Source organism: Anaerovorax sp. IOR16, from assembly GCF_017168145.1.
Taxonomy (GTDB): domain Bacteria; phylum Bacillota; class Clostridia; order Peptostreptococcales; family Anaerovoracaceae; genus IOR16.
The window spans coordinates 38,120-63,326 of record NZ_JADQTL010000003.1; the positions used below are offsets into that span (position 1 = coordinate 38,120).

Annotated in this window: 18 protein-coding genes and 1 pseudogene; 13 read left to right on the forward strand and 6 right to left on the reverse strand. The window is 37.2% G+C overall.

Features of this window, described 5'->3' with window-relative positions; translation table 11 throughout:
• The first annotated feature begins 11 nt into the window (after positions 1-11).
• The 4 genes and pseudogenes from I2490_RS01390 to I2490_RS01410 all read left to right on the forward strand — a co-directional run bounded on the left by I2490_RS01390 (position 12) and on the right by I2490_RS01410 (position 5,700).
• Positions 12-1,406 (forward strand): trimethylamine methyltransferase family protein, encoded by a 1,395-nt coding sequence (locus I2490_RS01390; RefSeq protein ID WP_206458000.1) that lies wholly within the window; start codon positions 12-14, stop codon positions 1,404-1,406.
• Between the two features lie 449 nt (positions 1,407-1,855).
• The gene (locus tag I2490_RS01395; protein WP_206458001.1) at positions 1,856-2,509 is read left to right on the forward strand and encodes a cobalamin B12-binding domain-containing protein; all 654 of its coding nucleotides are present in this window, start codon (positions 1,856-1,858) and stop codon (positions 2,507-2,509) included.
• A 55-nt stretch (positions 2,510-2,564) separates the two neighbouring features.
• Positions 2,565-3,959: pseudogene (mtbB, locus tag I2490_RS01400) on the forward strand ([dimethylamine--corrinoid protein] Co-methyltransferase).
• A gap of 160 nt (positions 3,960-4,119) precedes the next feature.
• A complete protein-coding gene (locus I2490_RS01410; protein WP_206458004.1) occupies positions 4,120-5,700 on the forward strand; it encodes a BCCT family transporter in 1,581 nt (526 codons plus the stop codon).
• Positions 5,701-5,852: 152 nt separating this feature from the next.
• On the opposite strand, the gene I2490_RS01415 is transcribed toward I2490_RS01410, so the two are convergent.
• The 4 genes from I2490_RS01415 to I2490_RS16960 form a co-directional block, all read right to left on the reverse strand.
• Positions 5,853-7,535, reverse strand: a complete 1,683-nt coding sequence (locus tag I2490_RS01415; RefSeq protein WP_206458005.1) for a sigma-54 interaction domain-containing protein — start codon at positions 7,533-7,535, stop codon at positions 5,853-5,855.
• A gap of 226 nt (positions 7,536-7,761) precedes the next feature.
• The gene (locus I2490_RS01420; RefSeq protein ID WP_330634516.1) at positions 7,762-8,466 is read right to left on the reverse strand and encodes a manganese catalase family protein; all 705 of its coding nucleotides are present in this window, start codon (positions 8,464-8,466) and stop codon (positions 7,762-7,764) included.
• Entirely contained in the window at positions 8,384-8,632 is a 249-nt protein-coding gene (locus I2490_RS01425) for a spore coat protein CotJB (protein ID WP_206458006.1), read from the reverse strand. Before I2490_RS01425 ends, I2490_RS01420 begins: the two co-directional genes overlap by 83 nt.
• A gap of 7 nt (positions 8,633-8,639) precedes the next feature.
• Positions 8,640-8,867, reverse strand: a complete 228-nt coding sequence (locus I2490_RS16960; protein ID WP_245157044.1) for a spore coat associated protein CotJA — start codon at positions 8,865-8,867, stop codon at positions 8,640-8,642.
• Positions 8,868-9,508: 641 nt separating this feature from the next.
• On the opposite strand from I2490_RS16960, the gene I2490_RS01435 reads away from it, so the two are divergent.
• Together I2490_RS01435 and I2490_RS01440 are read left to right on the forward strand one after the other, a co-directional pair.
• A complete protein-coding gene (locus I2490_RS01435; protein ID WP_245157045.1) occupies positions 9,509-10,531 on the forward strand; it encodes a rod shape-determining protein in 1,023 nt (340 codons plus the stop codon).
• A gap of 111 nt (positions 10,532-10,642) precedes the next feature.
• The gene (locus tag I2490_RS01440; RefSeq protein WP_206458008.1) at positions 10,643-11,788 is read left to right on the forward strand and encodes a THUMP domain-containing class I SAM-dependent RNA methyltransferase; all 1,146 of its coding nucleotides are present in this window, start codon (positions 10,643-10,645) and stop codon (positions 11,786-11,788) included.
• Between the two features lie 77 nt (positions 11,789-11,865).
• Here I2490_RS01440 and carB read toward each other — a convergent pair whose 3' ends face one another.
• Positions 11,866-15,066, reverse strand: coding sequence for a carbamoyl-phosphate synthase (glutamine-hydrolyzing) large subunit (gene carB / locus I2490_RS01445; protein WP_206458009.1), 3,201 nt, complete (start codon positions 15,064-15,066; stop codon positions 11,866-11,868).
• Positions 15,059-16,138 carry a glutamine-hydrolyzing carbamoyl-phosphate synthase small subunit gene (carA, locus tag I2490_RS01450; protein ID WP_206458010.1) on the reverse strand — a complete coding sequence of 360 codons (1,080 nt, stop codon included), beginning with the start codon at positions 16,136-16,138 and terminating at the stop codon, positions 15,059-15,061. Before carA ends, carB begins: the two co-directional genes overlap by 8 nt.
• A 326-nt stretch (positions 16,139-16,464) precedes the next feature.
• Between carA and I2490_RS01455 the strand changes: the two genes are divergently transcribed.
• The 7 genes from I2490_RS01455 to I2490_RS01485 all read left to right on the forward strand — a co-directional run bounded on the left by I2490_RS01455 (position 16,465) and on the right by I2490_RS01485 (position 25,202).
• Positions 16,465-17,067, forward strand: coding sequence for a DUF1836 domain-containing protein (locus tag I2490_RS01455; protein ID WP_206458011.1), 603 nt, complete (start codon positions 16,465-16,467; stop codon positions 17,065-17,067).
• Complete coding sequence (locus I2490_RS01460) at positions 17,064-18,584, forward strand: aminotransferase-like domain-containing protein (protein ID WP_206458012.1); 1,521 nt, start codon at positions 17,064-17,066, stop codon at positions 18,582-18,584. Before I2490_RS01455 ends, I2490_RS01460 begins: the two co-directional genes overlap by 4 nt.
• 258 nt (positions 18,585-18,842) lie before the next feature.
• The gene (gene argF, locus I2490_RS01465; RefSeq protein WP_206458013.1) at positions 18,843-19,829 is read left to right on the forward strand and encodes an ornithine carbamoyltransferase; all 987 of its coding nucleotides are present in this window, start codon (positions 18,843-18,845) and stop codon (positions 19,827-19,829) included.
• A gap of 117 nt (positions 19,830-19,946) precedes the next feature.
• Positions 19,947-21,164, forward strand: a complete 1,218-nt coding sequence (locus tag I2490_RS01470; RefSeq protein ID WP_206458014.1) for an arginine deiminase — start codon at positions 19,947-19,949, stop codon at positions 21,162-21,164.
• Between the two features lie 54 nt (positions 21,165-21,218).
• Positions 21,219-22,154 carry a carbamate kinase gene (gene arcC / locus I2490_RS01475; protein WP_206458015.1) on the forward strand — a complete coding sequence of 312 codons (936 nt, stop codon included), beginning with the start codon at positions 21,219-21,221 and terminating at the stop codon, positions 22,152-22,154.
• 189 nt (positions 22,155-22,343) lie between these two features.
• Positions 22,344-23,531: a YibE/F family protein gene (locus I2490_RS01480; RefSeq protein WP_206458016.1), complete on the forward strand. Its 1,188-nt coding sequence runs from the start codon at positions 22,344-22,346 to the stop codon at positions 23,529-23,531.
• A gap of 138 nt (positions 23,532-23,669) precedes the next feature.
• Positions 23,670-25,202 (forward strand): copper amine oxidase N-terminal domain-containing protein, encoded by a 1,533-nt coding sequence (locus tag I2490_RS01485; RefSeq protein WP_206458017.1) that lies wholly within the window; start codon positions 23,670-23,672, stop codon positions 25,200-25,202.
• Positions 25,203-25,207: the final 5 nt, after the last annotated feature.

Here is a 25,207-nt window from a genome sequence, read left to right on the forward strand (position 1 = left end):
AATGTGAAAAAATGAAGAAAAATAAAATGGAATATGTTAAGAAACCTTCTAAAGTTGGAGTTTTGAGAGCTAACACTATTAATGATGAGCAGGTAGATAAAATACATTTTGCTACACTTAAAATTTTAAAAGATACTGGCATAAGAATAGGGTCATTAGAAGCTGCAAAATTATTTGAGAAAAATGGAGCTGAAGTGGAATATAAAGACGAGTATGCTATAGTAAAATTATATCCACACATGGTAGAAGCAGCATTAGCTACAGCAGCAAGACCTATGACTTTTTATGGAAGAACAAAAGATAAAGACTTTATTGCATTTAAGAACAATGTAGGATTTACAAATTTTGGGGAAACAGTTGGAATTATAGATTTAAAGACAAGAGAGCATCGAGATTCTGTAAAAGCTGATAATGGAGATTTAGTGAAAATTTGCGATTATTATGATGAAATTGCTGTTGTTGACAGGCCTTTTGTATGCACTGACTATCCAAGCAGTGTGCAAGCGTTACATAATCTCCAAGTTTGTATGGAGAATACTTCAAAAGCGCTATTTATAGGAGCAGCTAATAGAGATAACTGTAAGAGAATGATAGATATGGCAGCGGTTGCAGTAGGTGGAATGGATAACTTAAAAGCTAGACCTTTTTTAAACATCTGGGTTTGTCCAACTAGTCCTCTTGAGCTGGCAAAAGAATGTTGTGAAATAACGATGGAATGTGCGAAAGCAGGTATAGGTATTGCATGTATACCTATGGCTCTCGCGGGTGCTACATCACCAGTTACTTTAGCTGGATCTGTTGTACAGCATAATGCAGAACTGCTTGCATGCTTTACTTTAGCTCAGCTTGTAAGAAAAGGCGCAAGATTTATTTATTGCAGTATGAGTACACTTATGGATCTTAAAACTGCGGAAGGTGCAGTAGGAGCTCCAGAACAAGGTATTCTTACTTCTGCCCTTTCTAAGATAGCACAAAAGTATAACCTGCCTACATTTATGGGCTCTTCACTTTCTGATAGCAAAATACCTGACGCACAGGTTGGTTATGAATTTGCTATGAATGCAATGGCAGCTGCTATCGCAGGTGTAAACTTTATTGAAGGTGCAGGTGCATTGGAATTTGGCTTGACAATGGACTATGCAAAATTAGTGATGGATTGTGAAGCAATGAATTCTATTCGTAAAATAATAGGTGGAATAGAGGTTAATGATGATACGCTTGCACTAGATATCATTGATAAGGTTGGTCCAACTGGTGCTTACTTAAATGAAAGACATACATTTGCATATATGAAAGAACAATCTAATGCAGAAATCTTCAGCAGAAAAAGCAGAAGTGCCTGGGAAAAAGCTGGTTCTAAGAACGTAGCAGAAAAAGCGTATGAAAAAGCAGAATGGATTTCTTGAAAACCATCAAGTTGCTCCATTAGTACAAGGAGCTAAAGAAGAAATTGCTAAGATGATCGAACAGTACGAAAAAGATTTAGGAGTGGCAAAATAAAATAGTATCTAATTTCATATTTGAACAATCATATTGGCTTTTGCAGGATAAAGATGACCGAATGAATGACAGAACTTTCGGAAATTTAAAAATATAATGATTTTTTTCATTATTATAATGGAGAAAATCATTATATAAATCTAATTAGAAGATATAACAGCTTAAGTAAATTTGTAAAAAAATAAAAATAATTGTTTAATTATCAACGTTAAACAATTATTTTTTTTTATTATTAAAAAACTGGTATGAAAGTTGCTTTATATAAAGGTGTAGCGGAAGAGGCTTATAGTGAGAAGCCTATTGATGCTACACAATAAGGTTTATTTAAAACATTAAACAATTAAGGAGTGTAATCATGAGTAAAGAAGAATTAATGAAGTTAGCTTTTGATTCGATTGTTGAAGCAGATGAAGATTCAGCTATGGAGGCAATGGACAAAGCTGCTGAGGCTGGCGTTAGTGCCGTGGAAATGTTGAAAGAAGGATTCAGTAAGGGTATGAATGAACTGGGAGATCAGTTTGGAAGAGGTGAAATATTCTTACCAGAATTAATCTTTGCTACCGAAGTTATGAAGGCTGTTACGGAAAGAGTTGAAACGGAACTGTTAGAAAGTGGAGAAACGGTTACTCAGAAGGGTAAGATTGTTATGGCCACCGTTGAGGGAGATGTACATGATATCGGTAAAGGAATTTGCGTATCGCTCCTTAAAACATGTGGTTTTGACGTGTATGATCTTGGCAGAGAAGTTCCTGCATCCGTGATTATTGATAAGGCTGAAGAAGTTGGGGCTGATATCATTGGAACAAGCGCGCTTCTTACAACGACAATGACTGTTCAGCAAGAACTTGAAAATGAGCTGAAATCCAGAGGAATCCGAGATAAGTATAAGACTATGATCGGCGGGGCACCTATTACGCAAAGATGGGCGGAGAAGATCGGTGCTGATGCTTATACAGAAGATGCTTCTGAATGTTGTGAAAGAGCACAGAGATTTATAGATGAAAAATAAATTCGTATTATAAAAACATTTTTTATAATAATTAACCCGAAAGGAGTACTAAGTTATGAGTCAAAAATACTTTACTAGAATGGGCGATGGCGAAGGCGTTTGGATGACGAAAGAAGAAATTAAGAATGACGTAATCGCTGGAATGGAAGATGCTGTAGTAAGAGGCAAGTCACAACCACTTGATGATAGTGAAATTGATCAATTAGTTGAAATATTGACGATGCCAGAAAAAAATGTTAGTGTTGAAAGAGGTAATGAAGGTATTGTTACCTTTGATGCCGGTACATTAAAACTTCCTATAAGATCAGGAATACCAGTAGATAGATCTACGACATTACTGATACATGAAAGAATTCTTTGTTCAGATACAATGGAACTTTGTAACACAGACTATAGTTACAAGGCAATTAAAAATATTGTACCAGAAGAAGGAATGGCTATGGAGCAAGCTCAGATGAACTGTATTATGCCTATATTTTATGGTGCGATGCCTAATATGGGTTTATATACAAAACCAGATGGGCCTGTTGATAACTGGGCAATGCTGCTTCCAGAAGGAAAAATTAAGGAAGCGATGGCTGCACAGGAAGAAGCTGCTGAATTATGTAAAAATGATATGATTTATATTGGTTCCGTTATGGCTGAGTCAGGAGCATGTGGACTTCAGTTTGATACTTGTGGAGCTAGTGGTGATGCAGATGCTTATGCAGCTTTAGGAGCAGCTAAAGTATTATCAGAAAAATATCCTGATGTAAGTATTACTATGGGCATGGCAAATGAATTTCATCTTGGTATGCATGGTAAATTAAAGTTTGAGGGTCAAAGGGTTGCTGGACAGTATCCTGCTAAGCAGGTTAAGTCTGTTGAAGCTGCAGGGGCTCACAGTTATGGCTGTGTAGTTAACACAAATAGCAGTAAATCATTTGCCTGGAACTTATCACGTTCCGTTACATATGTTAAGGAAGCTACAAGAGTAGCAAATATCCCTGTGTTAGTAAACGCAGGAATGGGTGTAGGTGGTATACCGTTAACAAATACATCTCCTACAGATGCAACTACAAGAGTATCAAAGGCTATGCTGGAAATCGGTAAAGCCGACGGATTGTAGATAGGCCACGGAGATGCGTACGGAATGGCTGTAATGCACGAAATGGCCGCAGGTATGGGCGGAATACGTACAGCTGGAGATCTAGTTGCACGTATGGTCATGAAGGGCATGAAAATTGCTTCCGCAAAGGAATATGTAGCAAATAAACTTGGATGTTCCGTTTTCGATTTAGCAGATTCAGCAAAGATGAAGGAGATCAGGGAATCTCTAGACATCGGCACAATCTTAGAAAGAAAACATGCATCTACAGGTATGGCTGCAAAGATTAAGATTGCGGAGTTACTTGACATTAAGATTCCTAGTGTTGAGCTTTTCAAGAAGAAGGTAGGTAAGGGATTTTAATTGAAATTTTAGAAAAACAAATAATAAAGTATAATAAAGGGCAAGGTAGGTGCCTTGCCCTTTATTACACAACAACAAGTCTGAAATTTCACAAAATTTTATTAATTTATTTTCAATTCGTAATAAAAGATAATTTTGGTTAAGTAATAAGGAGATTAAAATGGAAGAGAATTTAAATATGAAAACTAAGGGTAAATTTGACCTTTCTTTAATTATAGTTAGTTTAGCATTACTTGTTTTATTTGTTATTATGATGATAAATTCACCGGATGCCACCTTAAATGGAATTAATAATATTTTTAATAAAGTTGTTGCAGTTTTCGGACCTATGCTTGAAGTGTTCACTTTTATAATGTTATGCTTATCATTTTATTTAGGTATAGGAAGATATAAAAATGTTAAGCTTGGTGATAGCGATCCGGAATATTCTATGTTTAGTTATGTAGCAATGATGACTCTTGCAGCGTTAGCATCGGCAGCATTATACTGGGGATTTACTGAATGGGCATTCTACTACGTAACACCTGGTTTGGGTCTAGAACCAGGTTCTACAGCAGCACTGGAAGCTTCTTTAGGATATTCTTTTTTCCATTGGGGCTTATCGGGTCAGTGTATCTATGTAATCATTGGGGTCGCTATGGCCTATGCATTTTATGTAAAAAAGATCCCCGTCCTACAGACAAGTGCTGTTTGCAGCGCTATGATGGGTGACGTAAAGGGTAAATCTGTTATAGGTAAATTGATTGATTTTAGTGTAATCTTTGGAGTTGTTGGTGGTCTTGGATGTTCACTTGGATTAGCGGTTCCTTTAGCAGCAGGTGCTCTTACTCAAATTTTTGGTGTTAAAATTACATTCCCGATTCAAGTAGGAATCGTTGTATTTATTGCAATAGTATTTACACTTACATCATTTATTGGTACGAAGAAGGGAATGAAAAATTTAAGTAATTTTTCTGCAGGCCTTTGTATTGTTTTCTTAATTTATGTATTCTTGGCTGGTCCAACTACATTCATTATGAAGAACACAGTAAACTCATTTGGTTGGATGATTGGCGAATTTCCTCGTATGTCATTCTTTATGGACCCAATTGCACAAACTGGATTCCCAGAATCGTGGACGTTATATTTCCAAGCATTTTATCTAAATTATGCAGCACTGATGGGTATTTTTATTGCTAAGGTTTCAAAGGGAAGAACGATTAAACAAGTTGCATGGGCGACGTTGTTTGGTATCAGTGCCGGTGGATGGTTCCTATTTGCTGTACACGGAAGCTTTTCAATCCATGCACATATTACAAACCAAACGAATATCGTTGAGCTTGTAAACAGTGGTGTTGGTGAAGCAGGTATTTATCAAGTACTTGAATTATTGCCTGGCGGATCTATTATCTTACCAGTTGCGCTTTTGGTTATAATTGTTGGACTTGTTGCATCTTCATTGGATACCGGCTCTTTATCACTTGCACAGACTACAACAAAAATTGTTGAGAAGGATGGAGAAGTAAACAGATGGCTGAGAGTATTCTGGTGCATCGTTCTTACATTAGTTCCACTTTCAATTATGTTTGCAAAGGCAAGTTTTTCAGCTCTTAAAATTTTATCCATATTAATATCGGTGCCATTTATGTTTATTATTATATTTATGGCTTATGGAATGTTTAAGTGGTTAAAAGAAGATAGAAAATCAGGTTTAATTGATCAACTGATTGTTGAAGATGAAAGAAAAGAGATGTTGGGTTAATTAAATTTGGAATTTAAATTTTATTAGAATATTTAAAGAAGAAATTAAAAACATAAAATTGTGCGATGGAACTTAAGTTCTGCCGCACAATTTTTTATTGAGAGACGTATATACTATAAATTTTCAAAGATATTAGGAATTAAAATGTTAAATTATTTAATATTCTTTCCCTTAAAATATTTATTAAGCTTTACAGAAACGGTTGGTTGACTCACTCCTAATTCTATTGCAACTTTCGTTGTTGTTCCATTTCGTTCATAGGAATCAAGCAGGACTTCTTTCTCCACATCTTCCAGAATTTGTTTGAGAGTTCTGCTTTTCTTAGAAACATTATGAGGGTGTTCATTGGAGTATATGTAATAAGGCAACTGTTCTTCCGTAATTGAATAATCGTCAGCTGTAAGGATTGTTCTTTCCACTACATTTTCAAGTTCTCGAATGTTTCCTGGCCAACAATAAGCTTCCATATAGTTAATCGCACTATTTGTGAATACATGGTTAATCTCATATTGTTCATTAAATTTTTTTGTAAAATGATTAATAAGTGGGAAGATATCTTCTTTTCTCTCACGAAGTGGAGGAACTGTGAGTGACAGTACGTTTAAGCGATAATATAAATCTTCTCGAAATGTACCTTGTTCGACCATTTTTTCTACATTTTTATTGGTTGCTGCGATAAGGCGAAAATCAATGCTTTTTTCAACAACGCCGCCAACTCGTATTACCTTTTTTTCTTGAATGACTTTTAAAAGTTTTACTTGCATATGAAGCGGTAAATCACAAATTTCATCTAAAAACAGCGTGCCGTGGTCAGCAAGCTCGATGAGACCAGCTTTGCCGGCTTGTCCAGCACCGGTAAAGGCTCCTTTTTCATAGCCGAATAATTCTGATTCGAGGAGATGTTCGGGAATTGCTCCGCAATTGATGCAAATGAAAGGTGCATCGGCACGTTTGCTACTCGAATGAATCAAATCAGCTAACATGTTTTTTCCGACGCCGGATTCCCCGTTAATAAAAACAGTTGCATCAAATTTTGCTACTTTCATAGCGGTATGAATCAAATTTTTTATTTTCTGGCTTACACCTATAATTTTAGAATTTTTTTTGTATTCTTGTTTTAATTGTTCTAATTGAACGAGATAAGAGGTCATTGTATCTTGTAATTTACGATGTTCTTCTTCTAATAATTCATACTTCTCTACGTCTCTGGTATAGCTGATTATTTTTTCAAGTTCATTATTATCAGAGAAGATAGGAACTGCGGCACACATTAGGTATTTATTATTTTTTGTTACTTGTAACATTGTTTCTGGCTTGTTTGATTTCATTACACGTGCTGAAATACATGGATTAAATATCTTACGATGTTCCATTTCAAAAATAGTTGAACCAATGGCTTCTTTTGATGGAACGCCATAGACAGATTCAAAATTAGGCAGAACTTTTTCGATGATGCCATCTTTATTTATAATAGTAAAGTCATCGTAAATACTTTCTAGAATCTTATAAAAATCATTTTCTATTTTTTTAGTATGATTTAGTTGAGGGAATACGTTCTCCATCTTAGATGTATTTAAGAAAAAGAAAAATGTCTCAGAATCTGTAAGGTTAGGTATGATAAGAAGAAGGTATTCGGTTTCTTTTCTAATAAATTTTTTAAAAGAATGCTCTTTGGCATAAATGGATTCAAAACTGGATTCAATTAATTCTTGCAACAGAAACTGATTTTCCGGTCCTGCAAATTCTTCTAAAAATGTTTGATTTCCGGAAAATTCATTCTGCTCTTTTTGATACCACATAATAGGAACATTTAGAGAGTTCATTTCTATCTTCAAGGCAATACCTCCTATTAGTAATAATAAATTAGCTATAATACAATATTATAGCATTTTTAAGGGCGGTATACTATGGTTGTTTGGTGATTTATTAACAGAATAATCTAAGAATTAGAAATATGAAGGGAATATGAAAGGGAAAAGAGAAACTTATATAAAAAAGCCTTCTAAAAATAAAATCTTTGAAGGCTTTTACGAGTATTCACATTTATTTTACAATAACTTTTTATTTGCAACGATCTCTTGGTCTTAAATCGAATTCCGGATTAATAGCATAGAAATTCTTTTCATCCAGTTTGTCCTGTACAATCCTTAAGGATTCGCCGAAACGCTGGAAATGTACGATTTCACGTTCTCTCAGAAAACGAATCGGATCAATAACCTCAGGATTATCCACGAGGCGTAGGATGTTGTCGTAAGTGGTACGTGCTTTTTGTTCTGCCGCCATATCTTCTACTAAATCGGTAATGGCGTCTCCCTTAGAAGCGAAGGCTCCGGCACTAAATGGCAAACCTGAGGAGGATTGCGGATAGATACCGACTGTATGATCGACAAAGTAAGGTTCAAAGCCTTGTTCCTTAATTTCTTCAAGGGTAAGATCGCGTGTCAATTGATGTACAATTGTGCTGACCATTTCTAAGTGAGCCAGTTCTTCGGTGCCGATATCATTTAGTATACCGGCAACCTGCCGATACGGCATTGAAAACCGTTGCGAAAGATAACGCATGGAAGCGCCAAGTTCACCATCCGGTCCACCGTATTGTGTAATGATAATTTTTGCTGCACGTGCGTCCGGCTTTTTAATATTAACCGGGTATTGTAACATTCTTTCATACGTCCACATATTCTTATACACATCCTTCCCATGGCCAAGGCGATTCGACCCAAGTCCAGCTATCTGCATAAACGTCTTCTGGAGTAATTGGACCAAATTGTTTGATATACGCTGTTAAAGTTTGATTTCTTAAATCACGATATTTTTTGTAGTAATCGAGTGCTGTCTGATCCGTAGGATGCGTATCCAAATACAGATTAATATCGGTTATTACAAAATCCTGTATTTGTAGCCGTCTCATTAAATTTTCTTGTTCTGTCATAGCTTTACTATTTCACTCCTGTTCCGCTGAATGGCAAATCTAAATCAGGAAAAATGGTTCCGCGTTCGAAAGCTCGAAGACCTTCGTAGGTACCATTCCACACTTGCATAGGAACATATGCCATTGCCAAAGGTAATTGATTCAATGGCAAATTCCCGTTAACGGTCGTAAAAACTGGGGCATCATAATTGTGCTCTAGTGTAATTTCACCAAATCTTAGTGCAAAATCATCCACGATAGAAGCTCCTTTCTATAATAGAAATTGGCTGTTACCAGCCTCAAAATTATTCTATGCTTTCAAAAAAAAATGGTGCATAAAAACAGAAAAGCCATCATATCCTTATTGGATAGACAGCTTTTCGTGGTAAAAACAGGTATTTGCAGGAAATTTTTACTAAACTAATATCATTTTTTAATCTTTTGTGATTCAATATTAATTTTCATTAGTTATAAATGTTATTGTTTCACTATATTATAATTTTTGTTTTATTATATTAACGTCTGTAACAGCATCGGCATCGACAAACACAGTCGCATCGATTAGAGCAGCATCTGCAAGAATTTGAACCACAGCGGGTGCCGACGAGATACCCGACAAGAAGCGGAATAATAGGCATTAAGTTAACCTCCTCTCACGGACTCCATTTATTATATGCGCAAAAAGGACTCGTTGTGACGAATTCGATTTTTATATGAAAGCTTGGTTAGAAAAAAATAATATTCTTTTTTCTTAAATTGGTGAGATTTTCTGAAAAAAGGGGCAAAGTAAAAATCAGATAGAAGTGAAAATATAAATTGAAATTTAGCGGAATAATAGATATAATAATTGGGCAAGCACGAAAATGGGAAACGTGTAAAGGCAAGGGAGGAATGAAATTGGCATTTACAGATGAAGTGGGTATTGACCTTGGAACAGCAAACGTATTAGTTTATATAAAAGGTAAAGGTGTGGTTCTTAATGAACCATCCGTTGTTGCAATCAATCGAGATACAAATGATATTTTAGCGGTTGGGGAAGAAGCACGTCAAATGCTTGGACGAACCCCAAGTAACATTGTAGCGGTACGTCCGCTGCGTGACGGAGTTATTTCCGATTATGATGTAACCGAAAGAATGTTAAAATATTTTATACGAAAAACTTGTGGAAACAGTCGCTTCTTTAAACCAAGAATTATGGTTTGTGTACCAAGCGGTGTAACTGAAGTTGAAAAAAGAGCGGTTCGGGAAGCTGCAACACAAGCAGGCGGTAAAGCCGTATTTCTTATGGAAGAACCGGTAGCCGCAGCCATTGGTGCAGGACTTGACATTTCTAAACCGGATGGTGTAATGGTTATCGATATCGGTGGCGGTACAACCGATGTGGCAGTCATCTCTTTAGGAGGTATTGTAACCAGTTCTTCCGTAAAGGTTGCTGGTGATAAGTTTGACGAATACATCATTAAGTATATGAGAAAAGAACACAAACTGTACATTGGAGAACGTACGGCTGAAGATATGAAAATGACCATCGGAACAGCTTATCCGCGTGAGGATATCGTTGTAAAAGAATGCCGCGGAAGAGATTTGGTTACAGGGTTACCAAAATCTGTGGAAATTACATCCAAAGAAATGATGGAAGCATTGGACGAGCCTCTTCAAGTAATTTGTGAAACAGCACATGCTGTTTTGGAACGTACACCACCGGAATTGGCAGCGGATATTAGTAACAGTGGAATTTATATTACGGGAGGCGGTGCTTTGCTTTATGGCATTGATCGTAGAATTCAAGAAAGGACTGGAATTCCCGTTATTATTGCAGAGGACCCGAAATCTTGCGTTGCGATTGGAACAGGAAAGGCATTGAATTCAATGGATGCCATTCAAAACAATTCCATGAATCGTAAAAAACCTTTTATTTAATGCAGTAATTGTTGAATTATTAAATCGTTGAAACATTGAATCAGAGCTGTCTCAAAGTAGCGTAATATTATCTGCTGTTTTAAGACAGTTTTTTATAGGAGGAATTATTTTTTGGCAAAATTAGAAATTATTGCGACCGCTACCTTTGGATTAGAGTCGGTAGTGAAAAGAGAAGTTGAAGCTTTGGGCTTTAAAGTATTAAAATCCGAAGATGCTAAAATCACTTATATGGGAGACGAAAGAGCGATTGTAAAATCAAATCTTTGGCTAAGGTGTGCCGATCGTGTTCTATTAAAAATGGGAGAGTTTAAAGCAGAGTCTTTTGAAGAGCTATTCCAACAGACAAAGGCACTTCCTTGGGAGGAATGGATTCCAGAGGATGGTAGGTTTACTGTAACAGGTACCTCTGTAAAGTCTAAGTTACACAGCGTACCGGCTTGTCAGTCAATTGTTAAAAAAGCAATCGTAGAAAGGTTAAAAGAGACTTATGCTTGTGAGCAGTTTTCGGAAACAGGTGCAGAATTTACAGTTAAGGTTACGATTCTAAAGGATCGAGCAACCATTACGATTGATACGAGTGGTGCTGGTCTGCATAAGCGAGGATACCGAATTAATGATGTAGCAGCTCCGATTAAAGAGACCTTGGCATCTGCTATGGTTCAGCTGTCTTTTTGGAAGGAAGGCAGATTACTTGTAGATCCATTTTGTGGTTCTGGTACCATTGCAATTGAAGCAGCTATGCTGGCACGTAACATTGCACCAGGTTTGCAAAGAAAATTTGCAGCGGAGCAATGGCCGACCATTAAAAATGAATTGTGGAAGGAAGAGCGGAAGAAAGCATTTTCTGCAATTAATTATAATGCAGAGGTACGAATTTTAGCATCGGACATTAATCCCGCTGCAGTAAAGGGAGCAACAGCCAATGCAGAGGAAGCCGGTGTAGACGACTGCATTGAATTTTCAGTACAGCCGGTAGCAAAAGTGATGGCATCAGAGGAATATGGGATAATGATAGGAAATCCTCCTTATGGTGAAAGAATTGGTGAAAAGGCAGATATTCAAAAAATCTACAAGGACCTGCAGAAGTTCTTTGTAAAAAATCCTACATGGTCCTTGTATTTGGTTACTTCTGATAAAGAGTTTGAAACACAATTCCGTGAGAAACCGGCAGACCGTCGACGTAAGCTTTACAACGGAAGGATAGAAACATGTTATTACCAATATTATGGAATCAAACCGCCAAAATCTAATGCATAAGTTATCTTCATTTATTATTGATTAAATAATAAATGAAGATTCAATGTAATATAAAAAATATTTAGGTAGTTTGTTTCTTACTGTAAGTATTCTTCTAGGGCTTTTACCTTTATTGAAGTAGTTTCTTTCTTTTGCTGCTCAATTTGGATGGCAAGGAGAAACGCTTTTGCAGTATCCATACAGGTAAGCACAGGAACACGGTAGTCAGTTGCTTTTCTACGGATATGAAAAGCCTGGCTTTCCGGATCATTCATGTGTTCCGGTACGTTTACAACGAGATGAATGTTTTTGTTTTGTATACCCCAAAGTACGTCTTCTTCCGGTAGAAGTGAAGCTTGTATTTTATTTTGATTCAAATATTCTACGGTTCCTTTGGAACCAAAGATGGAAAAACCACATTTACAATATTTTTTCAGAAGATCAATAGAACTTTGTGTTTTTTCACTATCTCGCAAAGAAATGTATAGATTTCCTTTGGTTGGAATGAGGACACCGGAGGCGACAAAGCCTTTGTAAACTGCATGTGAAAATTCAGAGTCAAGACCCAATACTTCTCCGGTTGACTTCATTTCTGGCCCTAGTGCAACATCCATATCCGTTAGCTTTTCACTGGAAAAAACGGGTACCTTTACAGCATGGAGTGTTTGGTTTACTGCAAGCCCAGTACCGAATCCCATGTTTTTTAATTTGTCTCCAAGCATGACGTTGACTGCAAGCTGTACCATCGGAATTCCGGTAACCTTACTCAAAATCGGAACCGTTCGGGATGCACGAGGATTTACTTCAATCACATAGATTTCTTCGCCGTCGCATGCGTATTGAATGTTGATGAGTCCATTTACATTTAATGCTTTTGCGATTTTTTTTGTGTAATTGGTTAAGGTATTTATCACTTTTTCAGAGAGTGTATAAGGAGGATATACAGAAATACTATCGCCGGAATGAACCCCTGTTTTTTCAATGTGTTCCATGATACCCGGGATAAGAATGTCATCGCCATCTGCTATCGCATCGACTTCAATTTCTTTTCCTTGAATATAGCGGTCAATCAGCACTGGATGCTCTGTGGAAAGTGATACAGCTTCCTTTAAATACTTTTCAAGTTCCAAGTCATTATATACAACTTGCATTGCCCGCCCGCCAATAACATAGGAAGGGCGTACCACTAATGGGTATTCTAGTTGTTTGACTGCGGTAAAGGCTTCTTGCATCGTCGTAATGGCAAATCCTTTTGGAGTCGGAATATTTAACTCTGCTAAAAGTTGACTGAACTTTTCTCGATCCTCTGCAAGATCAATGGATGTATAGTTTGTTCCAAGAATATGAATGCTTCGTTCAGCGAGACGTTGTGCCAAGTTGAGTGAGGTTTGACCTCCAAATTGTACAATGACGCCTTCAGGGCGTTCTTTTTTTATAACATTCATGACATCATCCATATGTAGTGATTCAAAGTAAAGCTTGTCTGAAGTATCAAAATCAGTGCTGACGGTTTCTGGATTATTGTTAATCATAATGGCTTCATAGCCAGCTTTTTGCAATGCCCAAATGCCGTGTACGCAGCAGTAATCAAATTCAATGCCCTGACCGATCCGAATTGGCCCGGATCCAATGACGAGTACCTTTTTTTGATTGCTGATTCGGCTTTCATCTTCTTTATCAAAACAAGAATAATAATAAGGTGTGCGGCATTCAAATTCTCCGCTGCAGGTATCGACCATTTTATATACTGGAAAAATGTCATTGTAAATTCTTATATCCTGCATTGCGGAACGGTGTACCTTTGATAGGTCTTTGATTTCTTGATCAGTAAAACCCATAGCTTCCGCTTCAAGCATTAACTTTGGTGTAAGGGGAGAAGTCGCCAGATTTTGCTCCATATCGGTAATTCGCTTTAGCCCATTTAAGAACCAAGGGTCTATTTGTGTCTTTTCATGCAAGTCATTAATTGTGATATTACGACGTAGTGCTTCTGCTAAAACATAAATACGCTGATCGTTTGGGATAGATAGCTTATTCCAAAGTTCCTCGGAGGAAAGTTCTTGAATCCATGGAATACGGAGTCCGTCATTTTTGTTATCAAAAGAGGTTAGAGCCTTCAGCAGTGCATTTTCAAAGGAATTACTGATTGCCATAACTTCACCGGTTGCTTTCATTTGTGTTCCTAATTTTCTTGAAGCAGTTTGGAATTTATCAAATGGCCAAGTCGGGAATTTAACAACGCAGTAATCCAAAGCCGGTTCAAAACAAGCACTGGTGTCACCTGTAACATAGTTTTTTAATTCATCGAGACTGTAGCCGAGTGCGATTTTTGCAGCAATTTTTGCAATAGGATAACCGGCAGCTTTGGAAGCGAGTGCAGAGGAACGGCTCACTCTCGGATTCACTTCAATAACAATGTAGCGGCTGCTTTTTGGGTCTAAAGCAAACTGAATGTTGCAGCCGCCTTCGATTTTTAAGCTGCGGATGATTTTCAGGGAAGCATTCCGCAGCATTTGATATTCCGTGTCTCGGAGTGTTTGAGAAGGAGCCACGACAATACTGTCTCCGGTGTGAACACCGACCGGATCAAAATTTTCCATATTACAGATAATGATACAATTGTCCTTAGCATCTCGCATGACTTCGTATTCAATTTCTTTCCATCCCGCTACGGATTTTTCCAGGAGAATTTGCCCAATACTACTGTTTTCCATTCCGATTTGACATTGTAATATTAATTCTTCCTTATTTTTTGCAAATCCCCCACCGGTACCGCCGAGTGTATAGGCAGGTCGGATAATCAATGGATAACCGACTTCCTCAGCAAAGGCCTCGCATTCCTCCAAGCTTGTGGCTATGATACTTGGAGGAATGGGCTCGTCAATCTCGAGCATGAGCTGCTTAAAAGCATCCCGATCCTCTGCTTTCTGAATGCTCTGCTGATTGACGCCCAGCAGGGACACATTGTATTTTTTGAGAGTGCCCCTGTCTGCGAGGTCCATAGCAAGATTCAGTGCCGTTTGACCGCCAAAACCAGCTAAGATTCCATCTGGTTGCTCTTTTTCAATGATTTTTTCTAAAAACTCTGCTTTTAATGGTTCCAAATAAACTTTGTCTGCAATTCCCGGATCCGTCATAATGGTAGCAGGGTTACTGTTGACCAATACCGTTTCAATGCCTTCTTCTCGAATGGCCTTGCATGCTTGAGTGCCGGAATAGTCGAATTCAGCAGCCTGACCAATAACAATCGGTCCGGAGCCGAGTATAATGATTTTTTTCAAATTAGGATTTTTAGGCATGTAAAGTGCCTCCTTTCATGAGTGTTAGAAAACGGTCAAAAAGGTAGGAGCTGTCATTTGGTCCCGGTGCTGCCTCTGGATGAAACTGAACCGAAAATACTGGTAAGCTTTGATGCTTCATACCTTCGACTGTACGATCATTTAAGTTAATATGTGTGATTTCCATCCCTGTCAACAAAATGCTCTCTGCGTTGACTGCAAATCCATGATTTTGTGAAGTAATAATACTGCGCCCTGTATCTTTATCGAAGACACCGTGATTTCCGCCTCGATGGCCATACTTCATTTTATAAGTTGTGCCACCGACCGCTTGGGCGAGGATTTGATGCCCCATGCAGATTCCGAAGATCGGAATCTTGTGCAATAACAACCGAATTTCATTCACTGCTTCCGTTGCTTCTTTTGGGTCTCCCGGTCCATTGGTCAGAAATAAACCATCGGGATTCACTGACAGGAGCTGTTGAGCAGTACTGTTGTAAGGAAACAGATAAACATCACAATCTCTCTTTTTAAGCTCATTTAAAATGTTTGTTTTTACCCCGAAGTCCAATACGGAAACCTTAGGTCCGTTTCCGGGGATATGTATCATTTCTTTTGTTCCCACCGTTTTCATATAATCTTGGCGAAGCATGGATTCCTCACATAATTTTTTTGCATCTGCAATTGATATGTTTTCATTACTAATGACGCATTTCATTGCACCAAACTCTCTGATTTTTCGTGTAACGGCTCTCGTATCGATTTCAAAAAGACCAGGAACTTTTCGATTGAAAAGCCACTGGTCTATGTTATCAATGGATTTATAATTGGAGGGTTCAAAGCAAATGTGCTTTGCAATTGCGCCAAAGGCATGAATTTCATTGGATTCATTTTCGGATTCGGTAATGCCATAATTGCCAATTAGAGGATAAGTAAAGTTAATGATTTGACCTGTATAAGAGGGATCGGTAAGAATTTCTTGGTAGCCAGTCATGGACGTGTTAAAAACCAATTCTCCGACTGAAGTTTTTGGAAAGCCAAACCCCTTTCCAAGAAAGACGGTACCGTCTTCCAGATATAATAAACCTTCCATAATATATCTTCCTTTCTTTTTACCTTAATAATTATTTCGAATAATTATACAAAAATAAAAATAAATATGCAAGAAAAATCTTTACTAAAAATAAAAAAATATTATATATTTAAGAAATTTTTTTGATATGGGTAAGTAAATGAGGTATGATTTATTTGCCATAGGATTTGTAATATATTTAATGTAAGAATTTTATTGAACGACGTAAGATATTTCCTATAAACATTGACATCGGTTTTATAAAACTTTATAATGCAGTTTAGTAATACAAAAGGTATTACGGAGGAATAATAAAATAGAAAAAGAAAGGAAAAGGTGCGTCCAATATGAGATATGAGGAGTTTATAAAGCAAACCGTAGAGGAATTTGTAAACGGTGGAGTGGTTTCCAGTGATGCGTTTCCTGATATGGAACTTTATATGGATCAGGCAGTCATGTTTATCAATAAGCACTTGAATGCTTATAAAAAGGAAGCGAAGGATCAAGTAATGACAAAGACCATGGTTTCTAACTATGCAAAGCATCACTTGATACCGAGACCAAAGAATAAGAGATATACGAAAGATCATCTTATTTTATTGACCTTAATTTTCTATTTAAAGGGAACTTTTCAAATGGAAGAAATTCAAACATTAATGGAACCATTAATTGAAAATTATAATTCCGAGTTTGATGAGAAATTTGATTTTCACAGAATTTATGACAATATATTAAATCTGTATGAACAAGAGCAGAAAAATTTACTGACAGAGGTAACAGAAGACATTAACCGCATTAAAAAGAATTTAGACGACAACGAACTTGCAGATGACGATACCACTGAATTATTTATGTTGATTGCGAACCTGTCGATGAAAGCCAATGCACAAAAGTTCTTGGCTCAGAAGTTAATGAATGAGTACTTTAATAAGGATAAAAGTAGAAAATGAATATAACTGTTAATCATCGAAGTCAAACGCCGATTTATCGGCAAATTAAAAATCAAATTAAAGAAATGATACTGAAAGAGGAATTACCGGATGATTCAGTACTTCCTTCCGAGCGTGTTATGGCTAAGATTGCGGACGTACACAGAAATACCATAATCAAAGCCTATAATGAATTAAAGGCCGATGGCTTTATTAGCGCATCACAGGGCAAGGGATACCGTGTTACCTATCGCAGTGTAGGTGAATCAAGTTTTGAGCAAAACGAAACAAAGGAAAAGAACGAAGATTTGAAAAAAAGCAAAAGCGTATTATGGTCTCATTTAATTCGACAACCGGTTTTGGATTTGGAGACTACCTTTGATGATTTATTTTCTAGATCGTACGACAACGGAAACATTTCCTTTGCGGGAGGGATTGCGGCACCGGAGTCTTATTATGGAGCGGATTTGGCTCTAATCTTAGAACAACTGATTGCAGAATCAAAAGAGAGCAAGGAAAAGAAGGACGACCTGTATGCATACACCCCATATCAAGGACTTTTTGAACTGCGGCAGGCAATTTCTGTATTTTTGCAAGGAAAAGGGATCAATGCCAGACATGGGGAAATCCAAATTGTATCGGAAACCAATCAGGCGATTGATTATTTGACGGAACTTTTTATAGATGAAGGTGATGTTGTCATTACCGAGGAGCCAATTTCACCGGATGTTTTTCGTGAACTTCGGTTAGCAGGCGCGAAAATCATCACGGTTCCCGTGGATGAGGAAGGGATGATTACAGATCGCATTGAACCTTTAATTGTAAAATATCATCCTAAATTTATTTATGTAAACTCAAGTTATCATGATCCTACGGGTATTATCATGAGCCTTCGGAGAAGAAAAGCTCTCCTAAAGCTATCTTATCAATATCATGTACCAATCATTGAGGACGATGGTGCGTCCGAAATTTGTTATCAAGAGAAACAAACCCCTTCTTTAAAAGCGTTGGACACGCGTAACTCCGTTATTTATATTTATTCATTTGCATTAACGTTCGCACCCGGCATTCGAGTTGCTTTTGTAGTAGCACCCCGTGTTGTAATAAAGAATTTCAGTCATTTGATTTCGCTGCGTTTGGTAAGCTTTGATAGTTTATCTCAAAGGCTGCTTTGTACTTACATGAAAAATGGAACGTATCAAAAAAATCTTAGGGGTATCTGTGAAGATTATCGGAAAAAAAGAGATTTGATGTGTGATTGCTTAAAAGCAGCGGAAGATTTCGGTGTAACCTTTAATAAGCCAAAAGGCGGCGTTTATATTTGGTGCAAGCTTCCCGAAAATATGAATTTAAGTCGTTTGCTTGAACTGGCTGGCAAAAAAGGTGTAACGTTTATTCCAGGCAGCGTATTTTTTCCGTATGGGACAAAGGGTGAACAGTATATACGATTGAATTATTCTTATCCGGGATTGGAGCAAATTGAAAAAGGAATGGATCTTCTTCTTGAGGCAATGGAGCAAAGCTTAGAAAAAGACTGAAATAAAGATGTTTTTTGAAAAATGATAAGGCTGATATAAAGAATTGGCAAATATATTTTGAAAAGATTGCAAATATACAAAATATTTAACTGGCACACGCAAAAAGAATGGGACTGGTACTTTATTTTTTCAATTAGTATAGTATGATTTTTTTAAAGATGTATCAAACTAATACACTGTAAAGGAAAAAATAAGATTTACGTGTATTTAGGAGATAAGTTGTAACCTAAAATTTAAGAATGAGAGAGGTAGAGAAAAATGGCAGTAAATTTAAAGGGAAGAAGTTTCTTAACATTGATGGATTTCACTCCTAGCGAAATCAGATACATGCTTGATTTAGCACATGATCTGAAAGCAAAGAAAAGAGCTGGAATTGTAAATCACGTTCTTAGAGGAAAGACCATCGTATTATTGTTTGAAAAGGGATCTACAAGAACAAGATGCGCATTTGAAGTAGCAGCTATGGAAGAAGGCGCAGGCGTTACTTTCCTTGACAGTGGAAGTTCTCAGATGGGTAAAAAGGAATCCTTAGAAGATACTGCAAAAGTTTTGGGAAGATTCTATGATGGTATTGAATACAGAGGATTTGATCAGAAGGTTGTTGAAGATTTAGCTAAGTTCTCTGGTGTTCCTGTATGGAATGGTTTGACTGACGTTGACCACCCAACTCAGATTTTAGCTGACTTATTAACAATTGAAGAACACTGTGCTAAGCCATTAAACCAGGTTAAGGTAGTATTCTGTGGCGACATCCGTAACAATATGAGCTACGCTTGGATGTATGGTTGTGCAAAAATGGGTATGCATTTCGTTGCATATGGTCCGGAAGAATTAAAGGTAGACGAAAACATTTTGGCAGCTGCTAGAGAAGTTGCAAAAGAAACTGGTGCTACTATTGAAGTATGCCATGACGCTTCCTGCTTGAAGGACGCTGATGTACTTTACACTGACGTTTGGGCTTCTATGGGAGAAGAAGACAAGATTCCGGAAAGAGTACGTATGTTAACTCCTTACAAGGTAACTATGGACATGATCAAGGAAACTGAAAATCCAGATGTATTGTTCTTACACTGCTTACCTTCTTTCCATGACTTTGAAACAACTATGGCAAAGACTCAGAAAGAAAAAGGCTATGACATTCGTGAGGTTACGGACGAAGTATTCAGAAGCAAACATTCCGTTGTGTTTGATGAAGCAGAAAACAGAATGCATACAATTAAGGCTGTTATCGTAGCTACAATTTAATGATATAAAAGAATAACAAATGATCCACAGCGTACCATAGCTGTAAACCAGAAAATATAGTAGGGTAGGAGAGCGGGAGTCTCCTACCCGACAGTAATAGAAGGAATGGTGACCAGGATGAAACAGGGAGTTAATGTTTATTCCGAAATTGGAAAACTAAATAAGGTAATGTTGCATAGATTGGGTCAAGAAGTGGAAGGATTAGTACCGGATAATTTTGAACGTCTATTGTTTGATGATATTCCTTACTTAAAGGTGGCACAGCATGAACATGATTGTTTTGCTGATGTACTTAGAGAAAATGGTGTTGAAGTAGTATACTGCGAACATGAAGTTGTAAAGGCTTTACAAGATAACGAAGTAAGAAGAGCATTTACAAAGGAATTTGTTGAAGAAAGTAACATCGTTTCTCCTTATGCAAAGGAAGTCATTCAAGAATGGTTAATGGAAAAATCCGTAGAAGATATGGTTACTCAATGTATTAAAGGTATCAAAAAGACCGATGTACAGGTAAAAGCTCCAAATTCTTTTGCGGGAATCATTGCAGAAGGTTATCCGTATTACACAGATCCAATGCCGAACTTGTATTTTACAAGAGACCCAGGTGCTAGCATCGGAAACGGTGTTTCTGTAAATTGCATGAGCACGGAAGCTAGAAAAAGAGAATCCCTCATGTTGAAATATGTATTTGAAAATAATAAGGATTTGATGCCGGAAGGAACACATCTTTGGTATCAGCATGAAGGACCAAATCCGATTGAAGGCGGAGATATCTTAGTTCTTTCTCCTGAAATCGTAGCCATTGGACTTTCTCAGAGAACTTCTGCAGAAGCCATTAGCATTTTAGCAGAAAGAGTTTTGAAGAGTGAAAATAGCTTCAAGAAAGTATTGGTTTTTGATATCCCTAAGTGTCGTGCATTTATGCATCTTGATACCGTATTTACTATGGTAGACTATGATAAATTCACAATTCATCCAGAGATTGAGGGACCATTAAACTTATATGAAATCACTTTAGGTAAAGATGGGGCATTGCAGTTTGTTTCTGCAACAGACACCTTGACGAACTTGTTGAAATCCGAACTCAAGTTGCCGGCAGTTGAATTGATTCGTTGTGGCGGTAACGATCGAATGGCAGCACAAAGAGAACAATGGAACGATGGTTCCAACACATTGGCAATTGCTCCTGGCGTAGTTGTTACCTACGACAGAAATTATATTACAAATGAAATCCTTTCTAACTATGGTATCAAGGTACTGACCATCCCAAGCTCTGAGATTTCCAGAGGCAGAGGTGGCCCAAGATGCATGAGCATGCCAATCAACAGAGATTAAGCAAAATAAGGGTTATACACGTAAAAGGGTAGGACCGCTTAAATGGAGGATAAGATGAAAGAAAAATTAGTAATTGCTTTAGGCGGCAATGCATTACAGGATTCAAAAGGTCCTGCAACTGCAGAAGCGCAGCTTGATGTAGTAAAAAGAACTTGCACTTACATTGCAGAAATTGTAAAGCAAGGTCATGAAATTGCAATCGTTCACGGAAACGGTCCACAGGTAGGAAGAATCCTGTTGGCATCCGAAACTGCGAAAGAAGTTACTCCGGCAATGCCATTTGACGTTTGTGGTGCAATGAGCCAGGGTTATATTGGTTATCACATTCAGCAGGGTTTAAAGCAGGCATTAAACGAAGTTAAAAAAGACATTCCGGTTGTTACCTTGGTCACTCAAATGGTTGTTGACAGTGAAGATCCAGGATTTAAGAATCCAACAAAGCCAATCGGTCCTTTCTATTCTGAAGCAGAAGCAAAGGAAATGGAAAGTAAAGGATATACAATGAAGGAAGACGCAGGAAGAGGTTTCCGTCGAGTTGTTGCTTCTCCAATTCCTACTAAGATTTGTGAAATTGATTCCGTAAACAGACTTTGGGATTCTACAATCGTAATTACTTGCGGAGGCGGCGGTATTCCGGTTATCGAAACAGAACAAGGACTGGAAGGTGTTGCTGCTGTTATTGATAAGGATTTTGCTGCTGAACTTTTGGCAGAACAAACCGGTGCAGATGCATTGATGATTCTTACTGAAGTAGAGCAAGTTGCGATTAACTTCAACAAGCCGGATCAGAAGAATTTAGCTAACTTAACTGTAGCAGAAGCTGAAAAATACATTGAAGAAGGTCACTTTGCACCAGGAAGCATGTTACCAAAGGTACAGGCTGCTGTAAAGTTCGCAAAAGCAAACCCTGGAAAGAAAGCAATCATTACTTCTTTGTATAAAGCAGTAGAAGCATTAGAAGGAAAAACAGGAACCGTAATTACTTTGTAAAAACGATACCTTTTATACTCTCATCCAAATATAGTGAAAGAAGAAAACTGATACGTTCAACCTGGAAAACGAATGTATCGGTTTTCTTTTATTTTTCATATCTTTTCATTACCTTGACAGATAGAAAAAAAACAAGTTATAATAGCGGGGATTTAAGGTTTTTTATTACTTAAGACGGTAGGAGATATTATGAGATTAAAAAATAAGAAAAGAACGAATGACATTGTCTGGGCGCTTACGCTTTTGATTTCCATTTTATTTATTTTTATCGGAAATCGTATTGTAAGTAAAGATTTGGATTTATTTCAGGAAAGCGATTCTGCAGCAGCAAAAGCAGAAGTTGTTCAGGTAACTGGTGAGCAGCAAAAGGACTATTCACTTGGAGGAGAGGTTTTTAAAAACCGTGCGATTATTTTTGATTGTAAAATTTTGACTGGAGATCGGAAGGGTGAAACGGTTACTGTTTCTCAGATTTTGGATGAATCCTATGCACCATTAAAAGAAATTGAACTAGGGGATAAAGTAATCATTTATAATTATCCATCTGAAGAATTTGAAACGGAATGGGTTTTTGGCGACTTTGCCAGATTTAATACAATTATATGGCTTGCTCTCTTATTCTTCATTCTGTTAATTGTTTTGGGAGGAAGAAAAGGCATTAATACCATTCTTTCTCTTTCATTAACTTGTCTCGCTGTGTTTGCTGTTTTTATTCCATCTGTATTAAATGGCTATAATATTTATGTGACGTCACTCATTACGTGTATTTATACCATTATAATGACATTATTGCTTGTTAATGGGCTTGGGAAGAAAACACTGGCTACAATTTGCGGGTGCGTTTTTGGAGTCATTGTTTCTGCATTATTAACCATTGGAATGGATGGAGTTCTATATATGACGGGATATGTAGATGAACACTCTGTCTATTTACATATGATGAATATTGAAAATCCGATTGATTTGAAGGCGGTTATTTTCGGAGCGATTGTTATTGGTGCAATGGGTGCGGTTATGGATGTTGCGATGGATATTGCATCTTCACTCTATGAAATACGTCAGCATATGGAAGATATATCATTCCGAAAGCTTGTAAGAAGCGGACTTGCCATTGGACGTGATATTATGGGTACCATGTCAAATACATTGGTATTAGCATACATTGGAAGCTCTTTTTCAAGTGTCTTGCTTTTAATTACTTATACAAGTTCCATGACAGAGCTCATGAATCGAGAACAGATCATAGCGGAAATATTACAAGCTTTAGTAGGAAGTACGGCCATTCTTTTAACCATACCGCTTACAGCGGTTGTATGCGGCGTCTTATATACAAAGAAACAGTCAAATTCAGAAAATAATATGGAAGAAACTAAATAAAATTCTTTATAATAAAGGAAAAGAAAGGAATTAAAGTTGAATTATTACCATATATTTGTTAAACTGTAGTGTGTATAAACTCCTGTTATAAGAATTGGGGTTCAAATGTAGAAGTGTATTTATAAGGGGGAAATGAAAATGAAATTTAATGCACTGAAAAAAGTACTGGCAGTTGCCTTAGTAATCACTATGGTATTTACCAGTGGTGTAATGGTATTTGCATCTGAAACAAAGGCGCCAGCTCAAGTGCAAGTTCAAGTAAACGGTGAGATGATGAGCTTTACAGATGCTGTTCCAAAAATGGTTGATAATCGAGTTATGATACCGTTTCGTGCGATTTTAGAGAAATTGAACGCAAAGGTTGACTATGACCAAGCAAAAGCGGTCGTTACAGCGACTCTTGGTGAACAAGTGATTTCTTTTGCAGTCGGAAGCACCGACTTAAATGTAACAACTGGTGATCAAAAAGAAAACAAAAAAATGGATGTTGTACCTTTTGTTGATAATAAGAGCAATCGAACTTATGTATCCACACGTGCGATTGCAGAAGGATTTGGTTATTCCGTTGGTTGGGATAATGCAAACAAAACTGTTATCATTATTGACTTTAATAAAATATTTGAAAATGCCAATAAAGATTTCTCTTATTTGAGTATGCCTTATGCAGTAGAATATGATACTACAAAAACATATAAAACTAAGGGCACATTGAATGGTAAAATCAATGTTCAAACACCGTCTGTAACCAAGGAAGGAGAGCAGGCAAGCGCTCCTGAGAAAATGAGTGTAGGCTTTTCTGGAGAAATGACAGGATTGCAGCAGATGATGAATGCGGACATTTCTATGAAGATGGCTTTGGATATGGAATCTCTCATGAAGGATCAGAAGATGACGGAAGAGGAAAAAGCCATGTTAGTTCCAATGATGGATGCATTAAAAAATATTGACATGCAGATTAAAATGGATGATACAGGTATTATGTATATGAAGTGCCCTATGCTATCTAATATTATGGGTAGCCTAGGTCAGAATGTTGATGCGGATACATGGTATAAGATGGATATGAATGCTATGTACAAAGAGATGGGCATGGATTATCAAGGATTGATGAATATCAGCAAGGGATTTGCTGGAAACCTAGATGTTGCTGAAATGCTGACCAAATTAGCAAATAGTCTTTCAAGCAGTTATACAGTAGATACTTATAAAGAGTCTGTTTTATTGTATGACATTGTAAAGGAAGTTGCCGGAGACAGTGCCTTTAAGACGGTAGGAAATACACATACTTTAGTAATTGATAAGACCTCTTTGGCTTCTGTATTGACAAAGCATAGCAAGGAATTGAACCTTACTGCAAAAGATATGGCAGAATTTAAAGACATGGATTTTTCTTGTACCATTGAGCTTCAGGAACAAAATTCTAAAATGAAAAACTGCAAAGTTAAATTTAACATGCAGGCTGAAGGCGTTAATGTTAACGTTGATGTAACAGGAGATTCTTTTAATTCTACACTTAATATGGTAGTTGAAGTTGCAGATCTAATGGATATGACTATGGATATGGATGTAAAGTCAGAAGTTACGACAGAAAAGGTTGATACAACCATTCCAAAGGGAGCTAATGTCGTAGATTATATGAATATGGCAGAGAATATGATACCTGCAGCTTAAGTTTA